12 protein-coding genes are annotated in these 14,803 nt (G+C 53.8%); 4 read left to right on the top strand and 8 right to left on the bottom strand.

The window, feature by feature from the left end; all coding sequences use genetic code 11:
- Positions 1-44: 44 nt before the first annotated feature.
- The 3 genes from ABWP27_RS08860 to ABWP27_RS08870 all read left to right on the top strand — a co-directional run bounded on the left by ABWP27_RS08860 (position 45) and on the right by ABWP27_RS08870 (position 2,663).
- A complete protein-coding gene (locus ABWP27_RS08860; protein ID WP_353155761.1) occupies positions 45-608 on the top strand; it encodes a TetR/AcrR family transcriptional regulator in 564 nt (187 codons plus the stop codon).
- A gap of 66 nt (positions 609-674) precedes the next feature.
- Positions 675-1,154, top strand: coding sequence for a nuclear transport factor 2 family protein (locus tag ABWP27_RS08865; RefSeq protein ID WP_353155763.1), 480 nt, complete (start codon positions 675-677; stop codon positions 1,152-1,154).
- 237 nt (positions 1,155-1,391) lie between these two features.
- Entirely contained in the window at positions 1,392-2,663 is a 1,272-nt protein-coding gene (locus ABWP27_RS08870; protein WP_353155765.1) for a multidrug effflux MFS transporter, read from the top strand.
- A 12-nt stretch (positions 2,664-2,675) separates the two neighbouring features.
- On the opposite strand, the gene ABWP27_RS08875 is transcribed toward ABWP27_RS08870, so the two are convergent.
- Positions 2,676-4,802: a diguanylate cyclase domain-containing protein gene (locus ABWP27_RS08875; RefSeq protein ID WP_353155766.1), complete on the bottom strand. Its 2,127-nt coding sequence runs from the start codon at positions 4,800-4,802 to the stop codon at positions 2,676-2,678.
- Between the two features lie 582 nt (positions 4,803-5,384).
- Between ABWP27_RS08875 and ABWP27_RS08880 the strand changes: the two genes are divergently transcribed.
- Positions 5,385-5,612, top strand: a complete 228-nt coding sequence (locus ABWP27_RS08880) for a hypothetical protein (protein WP_353155768.1) — start codon at positions 5,385-5,387, stop codon at positions 5,610-5,612.
- Between the two features lie 87 nt (positions 5,613-5,699).
- Here the strand turns inward: ABWP27_RS08880 and ggt (ABWP27_RS08885) are convergent, their stop codons facing one another.
- The 7 genes from ggt (ABWP27_RS08885) to ABWP27_RS08915 form a co-directional block, all read right to left on the bottom strand.
- Positions 5,700-7,397, bottom strand: a complete 1,698-nt coding sequence (ggt, locus tag ABWP27_RS08885; protein ID WP_353155770.1) for a gamma-glutamyltransferase — start codon at positions 7,395-7,397, stop codon at positions 5,700-5,702.
- A 217-nt stretch (positions 7,398-7,614) separates the two neighbouring features.
- A complete protein-coding gene (locus ABWP27_RS08890) occupies positions 7,615-8,172 on the bottom strand; it encodes a DUF1097 domain-containing protein (protein WP_353155772.1) in 558 nt (185 codons plus the stop codon).
- A 38-nt stretch (positions 8,173-8,210) separates the two neighbouring features.
- On the bottom strand, positions 8,211-9,521 hold the full coding sequence (locus ABWP27_RS08895) for an amidohydrolase family protein (RefSeq protein ID WP_353155773.1): 1,311 nt from the start codon (positions 9,519-9,521) through the stop codon (positions 8,211-8,213).
- Positions 9,522-9,551: 30 nt separating this feature from the next.
- Positions 9,552-11,144: a gamma-glutamyltransferase gene (gene ggt, locus ABWP27_RS08900; RefSeq protein ID WP_353155775.1), complete on the bottom strand. Its 1,593-nt coding sequence runs from the start codon at positions 11,142-11,144 to the stop codon at positions 9,552-9,554.
- Positions 11,145-11,259: 115 nt separating this feature from the next.
- The gene (locus tag ABWP27_RS08905; protein WP_353155777.1) at positions 11,260-11,910 is read right to left on the bottom strand and encodes a response regulator transcription factor; all 651 of its coding nucleotides are present in this window, start codon (positions 11,908-11,910) and stop codon (positions 11,260-11,262) included.
- 1 nt (position 11,911) lies between these two features.
- A complete protein-coding gene (locus tag ABWP27_RS08910; RefSeq protein WP_353155778.1) occupies positions 11,912-12,973 on the bottom strand; it encodes a PAS domain-containing sensor histidine kinase in 1,062 nt (353 codons plus the stop codon).
- A gap of 58 nt (positions 12,974-13,031) precedes the next feature.
- Entirely contained in the window at positions 13,032-14,438 is a 1,407-nt protein-coding gene (locus ABWP27_RS08915) for a patatin-like phospholipase family protein (protein ID WP_353155780.1), read from the bottom strand.
- Positions 14,439-14,803 lie beyond the last annotated feature (365 nt).

Here is a 14,803-nt window from a genome sequence, read left to right on the forward strand (position 1 = left end):
AAAATTCTTGACGCAAGGAGAACAATCGTTCTACCATCGCACGCATGGAAAATACGGTCGCCAATGAAACAAGAGACAAGCTGCTGGCTGTGACCGAGCGCCTCATCTATGCCGGCGGCATCTGCGCCACCGGTATGGACCTGATCGTCAAATCGTCGGGGGTGGCGAGAAAAACCATCTACCGCTACTTCCGTACCAAGGATGAGCTGGTTGCCGAAGCCTTGAGCAAACGCGATGAACGCTGGATGCGCTGGTTTATCGCGGCCAGCAACAAGGCAGACACAGCGGCCGGAAGATTGCTGGCTACTTTCGATGCGCTGGAAGAATGGTTTTTCACACCCGACTTTCGTGGCTGTGCATTCATCAATGCAGCAGGAGAAATCGGTGATGCGAGCACGCCTATCCGTGCAGTGGCAAAAGAACACAAGGTCAAGCTGCGTAATTTTTTGCGCGAGCTGGCAGAAGAATATGGCGCAGATGATCCGGATGAACTGGCAAGACAATTTCTCATTCTGATCGACGGCGCGATTACGGTTGCTTTGGTAATGGGTAACAGGGAAGCAGCACGCGACGCGAAAAAACTCGCAAGCAAATTATTGCGCTCCTGAACTTATTTTTTTACTCATTACCGGAGTCGAATGCAATGCAGTTCCACTCAAACAATGGAGATCTTCATGTCAGTCAGTCCTAATGTCCGTCCGCCGCTACCGCCCTTCACCCGCGAAACCGCCATCCAGAAAGTTCGTGGTGCGGAAGATGGCTGGAACAGCCGCAATGCAGAAAAAGTTTCGCTCGCTTACAGCGTCGATACCAAGTGGCGCAATCGGGTCGAATTCGTTACCAATCGCGAGGAGGCACAAGCCTTTCTCGAGCGCAAATGGAACAAGGAACTCGACTATCGCCTGATCAAGGAACTATGGGCTTTCACCGATAATCGCATTGCAGTTCGTTATGCGTATGAATGGCATGACGATGCAGGCAACTGGTTCCGTTCATACGGCAACGAGAACTGGGAATTTGGCCCGGATGGCCTGATGAAGAATCGTTATGCATGCATCAACGACATGCCCATCAAGGAATCAGAGCGCAAATTTCACTGGCCACTGGGTCGCCGTCCGGATGACCATCCAGGTTTGTCCGAACTCGGCCTGTAAATTTCTTCACCAGCAGTCTCCGCAACACTCCTGTACTGCGGATCACAACATGCTGCAGAATCGACTTTAGGGCCGGTTCTGCAGCGCCTTGCTTTCACCCTTCCTGTACCCGTTTTTGCGTGCCGCGAAACGTCTCGCGCAGAAAAGCGCATACTTCTGCATTCCCCTGAATCGCAGCATGCCGCCCGATGCCGCAATCTGCAACGCATCACCACCTCAAGAATAGAAAGCAGTCCGATGTCATCTGAATCACCCAGCCCTTCGTCCGCCGCATTCGGGACGATCGCCATCAGCAGCAGTGCACTCGCCATCATGCTGGCTGCCCTGTCCATGCTGGGTCCGTTTTCGATCGACACGTATCTGCCGGCCTTCCCCAACATTCAGGCGTCCCTCGGCGCCAGCGCGCTCGAAGTCCAGCAAACGCTGACGGCTTACCTGTTTTCCTTTGCCGTGATGATCCTGTGGCACGGGGCCTTGTCGGATGCCTTCGGCCGCCGCAATATCATTCTGGTTTCACTGGCTGTCTTTGCAGTGGCGACCCTGGGTTGCGCTGCTGCGCACAGCATTGAATATCTGTGGGCCTTCCGCATGCTGCAAGGCATCTCGGCCGGTGCCGGCGTGGTGATCGGCCGCGCCATCATCCGCGATCTGTATGCAGGAGCCGCAGCAGAAAAACTGCTGTCGCTGGTCACCATGATTTTTTCGATTGCACCGGCGATTGCGCCCATGCTCGGCGGCTGGATCGTCAAACGCATGGATTGGCGCGCAATCTTTCTGGCATTGTTTGCCTATGCAGTGCTGCTGCTTTTCTATTGCTACAAACGCTTGCCGGAATCATTGCCGCCAGAAAAACGCCATCGCTTCAATCCGCAATTTCTGTACCAAAGCTATAAACGCGTGTTTCGCTCACCGCTGTTTCATTTGAAGGCTGGCGCAGTGGCTTTCAATTTTGCCGGCATGTTTCTGTATGTTGCTGCGGCGCCGGTTTTTCTGGTCGAGCATCTTGGCCTGGGACCGGATCAGTTCGGCTGGCAATTCGTACCGACAGTGGCGGGAATTTTCTGCGGCGCATTGAGCGCCAACCGTCTCGCCGGCAACATCCCGCTCGGGCGTCAGGTCTTGATCGGCTTTGCCTTGCTGGTCGGCGCCAGCGTGTTCAATGTGATCTATCACGCTCTCTATCCACCCATGCTGCCGTGGTCGGTCGCCCCGCTGTTTTTCTATACCTTCGGCATGTCCATGGTGGCGCCCGGCGTTACGCTGATGGTGCTGGACCTGTTCCCGAATATTCGCGGCATCGTCGCTTCCTGCCAATCCTTCGTATTGATGCTGCTGGGCGCGCTGGTTGCCGGCGTCATCGCTCCTGCCCTGTCGCATTCGCCGGTCTTGCTTGCAGCAGGACAACTCGTTTGCACCACCATTGCCTTGAGCCTGTGGCTGGGCGGGCGCAGCTATCGACGTGCACTGGCCATGCGCAAGAAAGCAAATGCATGGGAAACGGTGGAATGATTCAGCGCAACGCTAAACGGCAACAGCGCGATTCTTGCCCTGCTTTTTCGCTGCATACATTGCACCGTCCGCCAGCGTAATCAACTGCTCTGCATGCGTGAGGTCTTCCGGCCAATGCATGGCGATGCCTATGCTGCCAGACAGCGATACGGTTGCAGCGCTCAAGACAAACGGCTGCTGAATCGCCTGCAATATCTTGTCGGCGACTTCAAGTGCATCGGCGTCGCCGTTCAGCATTTCCAGCACTACCACAAATTCATCGCCCGCCAGCCGCACCACGGTATCGGTCGCACGCACCACACCGACTATCCGTTGCCCCATCGTGCGCAAGAGCTCATCCCCGGCCTCATGCCCATAGCCGTCATTGATACCCTTGAATCCATCCAGATCGAGGAATAAAACTGCCAGCGGTTTGCCCAGGCGCGCTGCACGCACAATCGCTTCCGGTAATTTCTGCATCAGCGCGCGCCGGTTCGGCAAATCGGTGAGCGCATCCTTCAATGCCATGTTCGTCAGCGTAGTCTGCAAGCGCTGCCTTTCGGTAATGTCATGCAGGAATGCGATGAACAGCCGGCCATTGTGGCGCGGCACTGAAGCGACTGCCAATTCCACCGGAAACTCGAGACCGTCGCGCCGCAGCGCATTGACTTCTATTCTGCGATTGATCACCTTGCTGGTACCGGTGTTGAGAAAATCCTGCAAGCTTTCAACATAGGCCGCACGCTGTGCCGGAGGAACGATCATCTGTTCCGCCTGCCGGCCGCATGCTTCGGCGCGCGTCCAGCCCAGCAAATGTTCAGCCTGTTCATTCCATTCGACGATGATGCCATCCTGATCGATCGCAATGAAGGCATCGTTGGCGTTGTGCAGAATCGCACGCAATTCCGTCTCGCTATCTTTCAGTCGGGTTTGAATTTCGAGTTGTTGCGCCAGCGACGTTTCCAGCGCCAGGGCTTTTTTCTCAATCTCGCTGGTACGCTCATGCACCAGGTTTTCCAGATTTTCATTCAGCGCATGCAAGCGCATGACATGCTGCCGCTCACGTTCCACCATATGAGCCAATGTCATCGAAAGCAGATGCACTTCCTGGTAACTGTCAGTGATGGGAATGGTTTTGATCGCACCGTCTTGGGCCTGATCCAGAATCGCGGCACTCAAATCGTCCAGCGGTTTTGCCAGGCGCCGTCCCAATGCAATGGCAACCAGTGCGAGCAACAAACCGATACCACCACCCACGAGCAAGATCTGGTGTTGCAGATCGCGAAAATCTGCCAGTGCAATCTCTTCCGGTTGCCGTATCAGAATCGACCATTTGACAGGAAAATCCGGAGTGCGCAAACCAGTCTGTGCATAGCCGGTCAGATAGCGCCTGCCATTCGGCCATGTTTCGACAATGGCGCCGGTACCGCCATTACGCGCCAACTTCACGCTATCGGTATTGACTGTGGTTTCTTCCAGATAGTCGGGGCCGAGAATGATCATGCCATCGTCCCGCACCACAATCACTTCAACCTGATATTGCTGAGCAGTCGGCATCAGCAATTCATGTGCAATGCCGCGCGCCCATTCCCAACTGAGATACACGCCGAGCACACCGCGAAATTCGCCATTGCTGCGTGTAACCGGAAAAGCTATATCGACAAAGCGCCAGCGCGTATCAGATTCCGGAAGCTTATTTTCCAGCAAAACCGTCGGATGGTAGTCATCGGTAAACAAACTGATTTTTCCGTCGGAAAACCAGCTGTGCTGGCTGACGTCTACACCTTCCAGCAAGCCTTCGCTACCGGCAAGCACCTTGCCTTGCTGATCGGTCAGACCTATCCACGCATAATCGGGAAAATGCCGCCGGATGTTGCTGAATATCTGACGGATGACGACCGCATCATCTGCATCGCGCACCACCGGCAAATCGGCAATGGTGCGCACATGATTGACCGCCTGCTGCATGCCGAGATCGAGCGAATCACGCATCTGCCACGACAATTGTTGCAGACGCTCATTGGCCTGTTCCCTTGCGTAATTGGCGGCAAAGTGATCGACCAGCATAAACAGCGCAAACATGGTCACAGCCACTGTTGCGCACACGCCGGCCGTTACCAAAGTGGCGAGCCGCAAGCGTTCTTCTTTTCGATTTTTCATGCCTGTCTTTTTCTACGCGCAGTGAAACTGCATACGTCTTTGGAAGCAAACGTGGCCGATCGTGAGAGAAACTTTCTTACAAAGTTACCATACGGAAATTCATCAATGAAGTCGCTTGAATAGATTTAAAGGTAATGCAAGCGACAAAGAATAGCCTAGTGTTTTTTACAAAGGAGACAGCGCATGTCTGTGCCGGCACTGACCGCACTGCTACTAGTTCCGATGCACGGCATGCGCCAGTAATAGACGGATACATGACTTCCCGCCATGACAAGGTACTCCATTGATGCGTACGCGATGAATGTGCGTTTTATTTTATGGATCAGGGCGCAACTGCAGTAACGCTGAAGGGAAGGAGGTACTGCAAAAGCAATGGAAGAGATGAGAAAAAGCCAGCATGTTTTTCAAAAAAACACGATTCGCCTTAACAAAATCTTCACGTCGTCATTGACATTTCACGACTGAAAATCCATGCAAAATATTTTTATGAATGCGTCAACCGCAATATTTTTCTGGCGTTATGTACGTACGAACTGACAAACAGTTCGCACTATTTCACTCAACTTTAAAGAGAGCATTCACATGAACAAATTAATCGCTGCCCTGGTTGCTGGTCTGTTTGCCTCCGTCGCGTTCGCGCAAGCTCCGGCACCTGCTGCTGCACCAGCGCCTGCTGCTGCTCCCGCCGCTGCCTCAGCACATGCAACAGCACACAAAACAAAAGCACATGCAAAAAAACACAAAGCCAGCAAAAAGAAAGCAAAAGCACCTGCTGCTGCCGCAGCTCCGGCAGCCCCTGCAGTTAAGTAATTCACAGTAATAAAAAAGACAGGCTCTGCCTGTCTTTTTTGATTGCTGGCTCAGACCGGATACTGAGCCAGCAGTTTTTTTCCTCAGCTAAACTCCCAACGCACGACCATCGCTGCGCGGATCATGTGCGCCAGAGAAGGTGCCACTCTTCTGATCGATCACAATCGCACCCGGATGACCGGACAATGGACTTTGCGCAGGAATGACGCTCATCTCATGACCGCGTCGCGCCAGCTCCTCGAATACCTTTTCACCCGCATCTTTTTCCAGCTTCAGTGAATCTCGCGTATCCGAAAAGGTTTTTCCAAGCAGGAAGCGCGGTTTCGACAAGGCCGTCAACGGATCCATGCCGTAATCGATCATTCTGGTCAGAATAGTCGCCAGCGTTTGCGGCTGCCCATCCGCGCCTTGCGTACCATACAAAATATGCGGCTTGTCGTTCTTCAGATACATGCCCGGATTGAGTGTATGGAAAGGACGTTTTCCCGGTTGCAGCACATTCAGGCTATCCGCCTTCAGGCTGAAGGATGCGCCGCGGTTATGCCACAGGATGCCCGTATCGCCCGCCATCATGCCGCTGCCCCAGTCGAAATAAACCGTCTGCAGCATGGATACCGAATTGCCTTGCGCATCGGTCGCGCCGATGTACACGGTATCGCCGTTCTTGAAGACATGCGGCCATGGCAATGCACGCTGCATTTGAATCTTGCCGGCGAGTTGGTCCAGGTGCGCTTTCGACAGCAGTTTGGCCGAAGGAACGTTGACAAATTCGGGGTCGGCCACGTATTGATTGCGGTCGATGAATGCGCGCTTCACTGCCTCAACCACAACGTGATAATAATCTGCACTGCCCTCTGGAATTTTCTTCAGATCGAAACGATCAAGGATGCCCATGATTTCCAGCGTGGTAATACCTTGTGTCGGCGGCTGGTTCGCCAGCAACACGCCATCGCGATAATTGACGCGCAAGGGCGGTTCTATGCGCGCCTGCGTTTTTGCCAGATCGGATGCCGTCAGTGGCGAGCCTGCGCTTTTCAATCCCTGTGCAATGCGCTCTGCCAGTTTGCCTTCGTAAAAATCGCGATAGCCGCGTACCGCCAGCATCTCCAGCGTATCGGCCAACTGCGGTTGCTTGAATAACTGGCCGATTTCTGGCGCCTTGCCATTGATCATGAAGGATTGCGCAACGCCCGGCAGCGCATTCATTTCCTTTTCGCGGAAATCCATCCAGAAACGCTCCGATGGCGATACCGGGAAACCGTCTCTGGCGAAACCGATTGCCGGTTTCAATAATTCAGCCCAGCTCTTGCCGCCAGCGAGTTCATTACGGCTGATATCAAAAGCCTTGCCTAAAGTATCGACGTTGGCTGCCGTGGTCAGCATGGATTGCGGACCTCGCACAGGAATGGCATTGCCGCTGTATTGCGGCAAAATGGCTGGTGCCTGACCGATGCCGGACAAGGTTCTGACCTTGCCGTTGCGATCGCTGATAATCATGAAGGCATCGCCGCCGAATCCGGAAAAATGCGGATAGGTCACGTTCAGGCATGCGGCGATGGCAATCGCTGCTTCGATCGCATTGCCACCTGATTTCAATACATCCAGCCCGGCATTGGTAGCCAGCTCATGCGGGCTGGTTACCATGCCTTTGGTCGAAGTAGCCAATACGCTCTTCGGTTTGGCTTCCAGTGCCATCGATAGCGGCGCCATCGAACCCAGCGCCATTGCACCTGAGGCAGATAAAAAATCCCTTCTCGTCATACCGGGGAAAAGCCTGTTTTTCATTTTGTCTCCGTATAAATTATGGCGACAAGACACATACCGACTATGACGTATCCCGGCTAGTCGCTACGCGCTTGTCTATCTTGTTAAACCACGTGTGCAACGAAACGAATGTATCTGAATGTGCGATAACTCTCAACAGCAAGTCTTCCGCTTTTACTCTGCACAAAAAAAAAAGCACTACCAAGTTTTGAGACCTGGCAGTGCTTTCAAGGACGAATCAGACTTTTTGCTGTACGTGATTATTCGCTGTAGCGTTTGATTTCGGGAAGGTATTTTCCAGCGGCACGTGACGATGCGAGAAGTTGGCGGTGATCCAGGCATAGATAGGACCGAGGAAACTCATCACGAGCACGACACCGAGTGCGGACAGTGGATCTTTCGGTGTAGGACCGAAACCGCCGAACATCGTCGCGAAGAAAGATGCGAAGCCGAAGAACATGCCCGGCACGAAACTAATGGCGGGAAAGCGTGCCATCATGATCATGCCAGAGTTCAGGCAGAACAGAATCACACATTCTGCTATGAGCAGATTGGTGCCGGAAAGATTCTTCGATGCGATACCAAAACCGGTAACAACCAGAAAGCCGGTAATCGAACCGATAGGCAGCGTCGGCCAGATACGCTTCAGATTGGCGGCAGTCGGACCGCCCATGGCAAAGGTGCCGGCCCAGCTGATAAAGATTGCCCAGACTGGCAAGTGCCAGGGCAATTGCGCCATGAGGACGGTGGTCACTGCGAGTAAGGATGCTACGACTGCGTGTGGTGGCTTTTTCATGCTTGTCTCCTGATTTATTGATTAAGTATTGATTTCTGTTATTTGGCGCCGGCTGTTTCGCACACATGGTTCTTCTCACCATGATCGTGTGCGCCACAGCAACCGTGCCGATGTATCGTGCTTTTATGCTGAGTTACCACGGTTATTTTTCCGCGTTTGATCACCCAGGAACGAGCAGGAATATCGAGCAAGGCATCGGCGACCTGATAGGTATCGAGAATCACCAGATCGGCTTGCTTGCCGACTGCGACACCGTAGTTGTCGCCGATACCGATCGAGCGTGCGGCATTGATGGTGCCCATGTCCAGAATCGCCGCCTGATTGGCCGGCGTGCCGAACGACAGCGCATGCGCCAGCATATTGCCGATCACCAGCATGTCCGCCTTGCCGAATGGCGTGAAGGCATTGCGGATATTGTTGGATGAGTAGGCAACGTTGACGCCCGCTTCATGCAGAGCACGCACCGGCGTCAAACCGCGACGGCGATTTTTTGTATCGTTACGGCCACCCAGATACAGATCGGTCGCAGGCAAGGTCACGATGCTGATGTCGGCCTTGCGCAGCAATTCGATCACCGGCTTCAACTCATCCGGATCAAGCGAACCGAGACTGGTGACATGGCCGAGCGATACTCTGCCCTGATAACCGGTATCGATGGTTTTTTGCGCAACGTAAGCTGCCGAAGCAAAGCGTTGATCGCTTGCGTCATCGGAGAAATCCGCATGCAGATCGATAGGCGCATCATACTTTTGCGCCATCTCGAACACGATGTCGATATGACGTTTGGTGTCGTCCCATGTCAACTCGTTGTATGGACAGCCACCCACCACATCAGCACCCATGCTCATCGACTTTTCCATCAGGTCGGTGGTGCCGGGTGATTTGATGATGCCTTCCTGCGGGAATGCAACGATCTGGATATCCATCAGATCCTTGTATTCATCGCGCAGCTCCAGCACGGTTTCCACACCGATCAGGCCCTGAATCAAATCAACGTCGGGATGCGCGCGCAATGCGACCGTACCGTTCTTCACCGCCATATCAAGCACCTGGCGTGAACGATCCAGCACATCCTTGCGTTCCTGTTTGCTTTTCAGGATGCCGGTGACGCGTATTGCTTCTTCCAGCGTGCCGAGTACCGGCGGCAGGCGTCGGTGCAGGAATGCTTTTTCCAGATGCAAATGCGGCTCGACCAGGCCGGGAATAACAGCGCGGCCCTCTGCATCGATTGCATCTGTCGCCGAGGCTTGAATGCCTTCTTCTATTGCGACAATTTTCCCATTCTTGATACCAATATCCATCAGTGGTTTGTCATCCCACACGCGAACATTGTGTATTAATAAGTCCATCTCCATGACCATCTCCTCTGGATGAAACAACTAAAAACCTAATGCAATTCCTTCGCCACGCGGATCTGCACCGCCTTCAAAAAATGGTGACCACGGTCCCGGCAAGCGAACCGCCTGTGCGGTACCCATGCGCGGGAACGGCCACTGCGCCGCTTCCACCGGATGCCCCTGCTCACGCAAGGCATCGAACGTTGCCTCCGGCGCGGCCGATTCCAGCAACAACTTGTTAGAGGTATCGCCCCACGAGCGGCCGTACAACACGCGCGGCGCATCGATGGCTTCCTGTACATTCAGACCGAAATCGACCACGCGAGTTGCAACCGAAGTCTGCGTCTGCGGCTGTACTTCGCCGCCTTGCGTGCCGTACACCATATAAGGCTTGCCATCCTTGAACAGCATGCCGGACATCAGCGTCGATGCGCTTTGCTTGCCGGCCTTCAAAACATTCGGATGGTCCGGCTGCAGCGAGAAAAAGCTGCCGCGGTTTTGCATCAACACACCGGAAACAGGATCGGTCACGCATGCGCCAAAATCGAAGTACAGGCTTTGCACCAGGCCGACTGCATTGCCGTATTTGTCGGCAATACTGATGAAGGTGGTGTCGCTGCCGCCAGCACGATTTTCGTGTGTACGTTTGGTATCGGCCAGCCACTCCGCACGTTCGGCATTCGCCAGTGCAGGATCGAGCAATTGTTCGACAGGAATATCGGAAAAATCAGGATCGGTCAGGTACTGATCGCGCTTGTTGAACGCCCATTTGATCGCCTGAATCATTGCGTTGTAATACTCGGGCGAATTGGCATCCAGCCCGCTCAGATCGATGCCGTTGAGGAAATTGAGTATCATCAAGCCGGCTATGCCTTGCGACGGTGGCGGCACCTGGAAGGCTTGAAAGCCGCGATACGTCGTCGAGATCGGCTGCACCCACTTGGCGTGGTATTGATGGAAATCGTCCAGCGTCAGCAAACCGCCCTGACTCTTCAGATAATTGACGATGGAATGTGCAGTATGTTCGTAGAAATGGCGCGTGCCGTTTTTTGCAATACCTTCCAGCGTGTCAGCCAATGCAACTTGCTGCAGGCGCTCGCCAGCTTGATAGGCTTCACCGTTTTTCAGGAAAATACCGGCCGAGCCAGGATCCTGACGAAATACGTCGGCATCGTCGCTAATCCAGCGGCTGATATCCTGCGTCACCGCCACGCCTTCACGTGCATAGCGAATCGCTGGCTCCAGCAAGCGGGATAAAGGCATCGTGCCGAAACGTGCATGGGCCAGACCCCAGCTATCCACTGCGCCTGGCACAGTGATCGCAGCACGCGGGCCCCGATGCGGGATCGCGTCCAGGCCTTGATAATCGGCTAGAGAAATGTTTTGACCACAGGTACCGCTGCCGTTTAATGAGCTCAGCGTATTCGATTTGGCATCGTGGATCATCCAGAACGCATCGCCGCCTATGCCTATCATGTGCGGCAATACCACGCTCATGGTGGCAGCTGCACAAATGGCAGCATCAACCGCCGTGCCGCCTTCCTTCAACACATCCAGTGCCGCGCCGGTCGCCAGGTAATGGGCAGTGGCGACCATGCCATTTTCGGCATAACTTACGGGACGGGTTGTTCTCATCATTTCTCCAGAAATCAGGTTCTTGAGAAATGAGCATAGGCCGGATTCAACTCACTGCAAATCGGATTCGCCTGATTTGCATCTAGGGAAATCCCTAGATGCAAATCAGCTGAAATCAGGCTTGATCGTAGCCTTCATTGATCAAACCGTGTTTGACCGCGTAATACACCAGATTGGCCGTGGTCGCCGCTTCCATTTTTTGCAGGATGGCAGCCTTGTGCGTGCTGATGGTTTTATTGCTCAGAGAAAGGATATTTGCGATCTCGTTGACCGAATGCCCTTCCACCAGCATATTGAATATCTGAAATTCGCGCGCCGTCAGCTTGGTATGCAGCAATTCCTTTTCCGGTTTCTGCAATTGCTTGATCAGCTTGTCGGAAATCGCCGGCGATACAAAGGTACCGCCCTCGGCGACCTTGCGTATACCGTCTATCAGCTGACTGGAAGCTGCATTCTTGGTGATGTAGCCGGACGCACCGGCGCGCATTGCCTGCACCGCATACTGGCTTTCCTGATGCATGCTCAGAATCAGGATAGGCAGCTCCGGTTTCAATGCGTTGATTTGCTGTATCAGCGCAATCCCGCTCTTGCCCGGCATCGACATATCCAGTACCAGCACATCCACTTTCAGCGCCCGAATTTTTTGCAGCACTTCTTCGCCATCGGCGGCTTCGCCCACGACCGCCATATTCGATGCGAAAGAAATAATCTGCTTCAAGCCATCGCGTATCATGGCGTGATCATCGGCGATCAATACTTGAATCAATTCATTCTCCTGTCGTGATCGCGCTGCTGCGCGGGATGCGCACCTCTATCGTGGTGCCGGCATCCGGCGTGCTGTGTATCGTCAGATTGCCACCCAGCATGAATGCACGCTCGCGCATGCCGAGCAAGCCCAGACTTTTACGGCGCGCACGGGTGGAGGCATCCATGCCTTTTCCATTATCGGTGATTTTCAGATTCACGCTATCGCTCTGTTGCTGCAACTCGACCATCACAAACGTGGCCTGGCTATGCCGGCTGACATTCGTCAATGACTCTTGCAGTATGCGAAAGATTGCGGTGTTGACTTCACGGCTGAAATCCAGTGGCGGGCTCGGCAGCTTCAATTCGTATGTCACCGCACTGCGCTCGGAAAATGATTCCAGCAGCCATTCGATCGCTGCCAGCAAACCCAGTTCATCCAGGATGAACGGCCGCAAATCTGCCGCAATGCGCTGTACCGACTCTACGGTCGAGTCGGCAATTTTCTTCAGCGACTCCACATCGCTGCGCCACTCTTCATCCTGCAGCGCATGACGTTTTTCAATCACGCCGAGGCCGATACGTATCGCCGTCAGCGATTGCCCCAGCTCATCGTGCAGCTCGCGCGAGATGCGGGTGCGCTCTTCTTCGCGCACCGATTGCAAATAGGCGGAGAGTTCACGCAACTGGCTGCGCGAGGCCAGCAATTCCTGCTCGGCTTTTTTCTTGTCGGTAATCTCGCGTGAAATGCCGGTGGTGCCGATCACTTCGCCCTGCTCATTGCGTATCGGCGTCTTGATCGTGTCGTACCAGCGCAGCGTACCGTCTTCGGCATAACGCTGTTCTTCATAGCGCAAACGTTCGCCCTGTTGCATCACGCGCCGATCGGTTTCGATGTATTCATTACCCCATTCCGGCGGCCATACTTCTGCCGGCGTTTTATGCAGAATCTCGCTTTCCGGCAAGCGGCACGCAACACAAAATGCATCGTTGACAAGGATGTAGCGCGAATCCTTGTCCTTCAACCAGGCCTGATCCGGAATATTGTTCAGGATCGCTTTTTGCAATTCGTCATCCTTGCTCATACATCGTCTCCGCTGTGAAAGCGCACTACCGGAACAGGAAATCTAATCGCTACAGGTATTAATTGCTACGCCTTGCCTTGATATCTTCCAGCAATTTCAGGAAATCCGGTGATTCATGCATCAAGGAAGTAGCTGCAGAGCGTAATTCCCGGACGGTTTTCTTGGGCAAATACAGGGAAGTCGGTACATTGAGAAGCTCTGTCCGCTTGCCTTCATCCGCCAGATTCTTCAGACCGATATTAATGTAATACACCGATGGCGGCACGCTTCCATTTTGCTCTGCCTTGGCTTGCGCAGACTCGCGCCAGCGATCGATTGTGGATTGCATCGCACGTTCAGATTCCTGCGTATAGCGTGCAATCGGAATGTCGCCGATCGCACGCACCACATCCATGAAGCCGGGCACATCTGCACTCTGATCGATCAAATTCTCCGGATCGTTTTGTGCATTGACGACAATCACGACCAGCTTTTCCATTTCGTCCAGACGAAAATCGCGTTGCACCGCCTGGCTACCGATCAGCGCTTCCAGATCAAGAATGCCGCGTATGCTGAGATTGTCCGACAAGCCGCCATCCAGCAAATGAATGTACGGGCGCTTGCTGCGGTCGAGATAACTGAGCAGTTCCTGACTGCGCGCACGCGATGCGGCAGCAGCCCTGCCACGCTGATTGCTGACACCGGCCTCCTGTATCGTCTGCGGCACCTGATAGTCGCAACTGCCGGCGTAATTCCACAGCGTCACCGGCGAGAAAAGCAGCGGCACTGCACTCGACGCCGCCACCGCACGCGCAATCGGGAATTTGCTTAAATCCGAACACAGAAAGTTGAAGGATTCCTGGATGAAATCGAAGCGACCGCCCGAGGACATATCGGTGGCGCTGACGATCACAAATGGGCCTTTGCGCTTGTGCACCAGATCATCAAATGTGGCCTTGTCAAACAACACTTCATTGAGCTGCTCCTCCAGCAGATCGGAGCGACCGAAACGCGGTGAAGTCAAACGCCATTGATTGGACAGGGAAATCACGCGACTGATGATCTTGTCCTGAAAATCAAGTTCGAGGAAACGCTCATTGAAATCCTTCAACACGCCTTCGCCGTGCAAACCGTAATATGCAGCCAGTATCGAACCGCCCGATACGCCATATACCAGATCGACTTCATCGAACAATCGTCGCGTCTTGCCATCAGCGGTAAACTTATTGCGCGCCAATTCTTCCAGTACGCCATAACCAAGCGCCGCCGATCGTGCACCGCCACCGGAGAACATGATCACCACAAACACCTTGCTGGCGCCGGGTTCCAGATTTACCGATCTGACACTGTAGCCGCTATCCTCTTTGTACTGCGGCAGTTGCGCATTGACGTGGTACTGCACCAGACTGCTGCAACCGCTTGACAGCAAGGCAGCACCCAACAGCAGGATGTTCCATCCCAGTTTTTTATATTTAGTTGAAATCATGTCGATGAGTAGGCTGGCAGAGATGCACCTTCCCTTTCAGGGAGGGTGCAGAATTTTCAGCATTATATCGGTGCCGGCAGAAATACGGTGGCGTGTAAAAGTGGCGCCGATGCGTTTAATCGTGTCTTCCGCCATTTCCAGTATTTCCGGATGCCACAGATCATCCAAGTGATGCATGCGGATTAAACATGCTGGCTTTTTGTCGTAGCGATTTTCGTCACGAACTCTCCTCACATAGGGGTTCTTGTCTGATTACCGTAATGCAGCCGCAGACAATTGCGAACGGCCATAAAAAAAAGCCCGGCTTACACCGGGCTCAAGAGACTCAGCTTGAGGACTGAGCCTGATACACAAGGTTTGCTTCA

Origin of the sequence: Herminiimonas fonticola, from assembly GCF_040395855.1 — a bacterium.
GTDB lineage: Bacteria > Pseudomonadota > Gammaproteobacteria > Burkholderiales > Burkholderiaceae_D > Oxalicibacterium > Oxalicibacterium fonticola_A.

Excerpts from the sequence above, each read along its gene's own strand:
- ABWP27_RS08910 (WP_353155778.1), bottom strand. The coding sequence starts at position 12,973 with ATGAGCAAGGATGACGAATTGCAAAAAGCGATCCTGAACAATATTCCG.
- ggt (WP_353155775.1), bottom strand. The coding sequence starts at position 11,144 with ATGAGAACAACCCGTCCCGTAAGTTATGCCGAAAATGGCATGGTCGCC.
- ABWP27_RS08860 (WP_353155761.1), top strand. The coding sequence starts at position 45 with ATGGAAAATACGGTCGCCAATGAAACAAGAGACAAGCTGCTGGCTGTG.
- ABWP27_RS08875 (WP_353155766.1), bottom strand. The coding sequence starts at position 4,802 with ATGAAAAATCGAAAAGAAGAACGCTTGCGGCTCGCCACTTTGGTAACG.
- ABWP27_RS08890 (WP_353155772.1), bottom strand. The coding sequence starts at position 8,172 with ATGAAAAAGCCACCACACGCAGTCGTAGCATCCTTACTCGCAGTGACC.
- ABWP27_RS08915 (WP_353155780.1), bottom strand. The coding sequence starts at position 14,438 with ATGATTTCAACTAAATATAAAAAACTGGGATGGAACATCCTGCTGTTG.
- ABWP27_RS08865 (WP_353155763.1), top strand. The coding sequence starts at position 675 with ATGTCAGTCAGTCCTAATGTCCGTCCGCCGCTACCGCCCTTCACCCGC.
- ABWP27_RS08870 (WP_353155765.1), top strand. The coding sequence starts at position 1,392 with ATGTCATCTGAATCACCCAGCCCTTCGTCCGCCGCATTCGGGACGATC.
- ggt (WP_353155770.1), bottom strand. The coding sequence starts at position 7,397 with ATGAAAAACAGGCTTTTCCCCGGTATGACGAGAAGGGATTTTTTATCT.
- ABWP27_RS08895 (WP_353155773.1), bottom strand. The coding sequence starts at position 9,521 with ATGGACTTATTAATACACAATGTTCGCGTGTGGGATGACAAACCACTG.
- ABWP27_RS08880 (WP_353155768.1), top strand. The coding sequence starts at position 5,385 with ATGAACAAATTAATCGCTGCCCTGGTTGCTGGTCTGTTTGCCTCCGTC.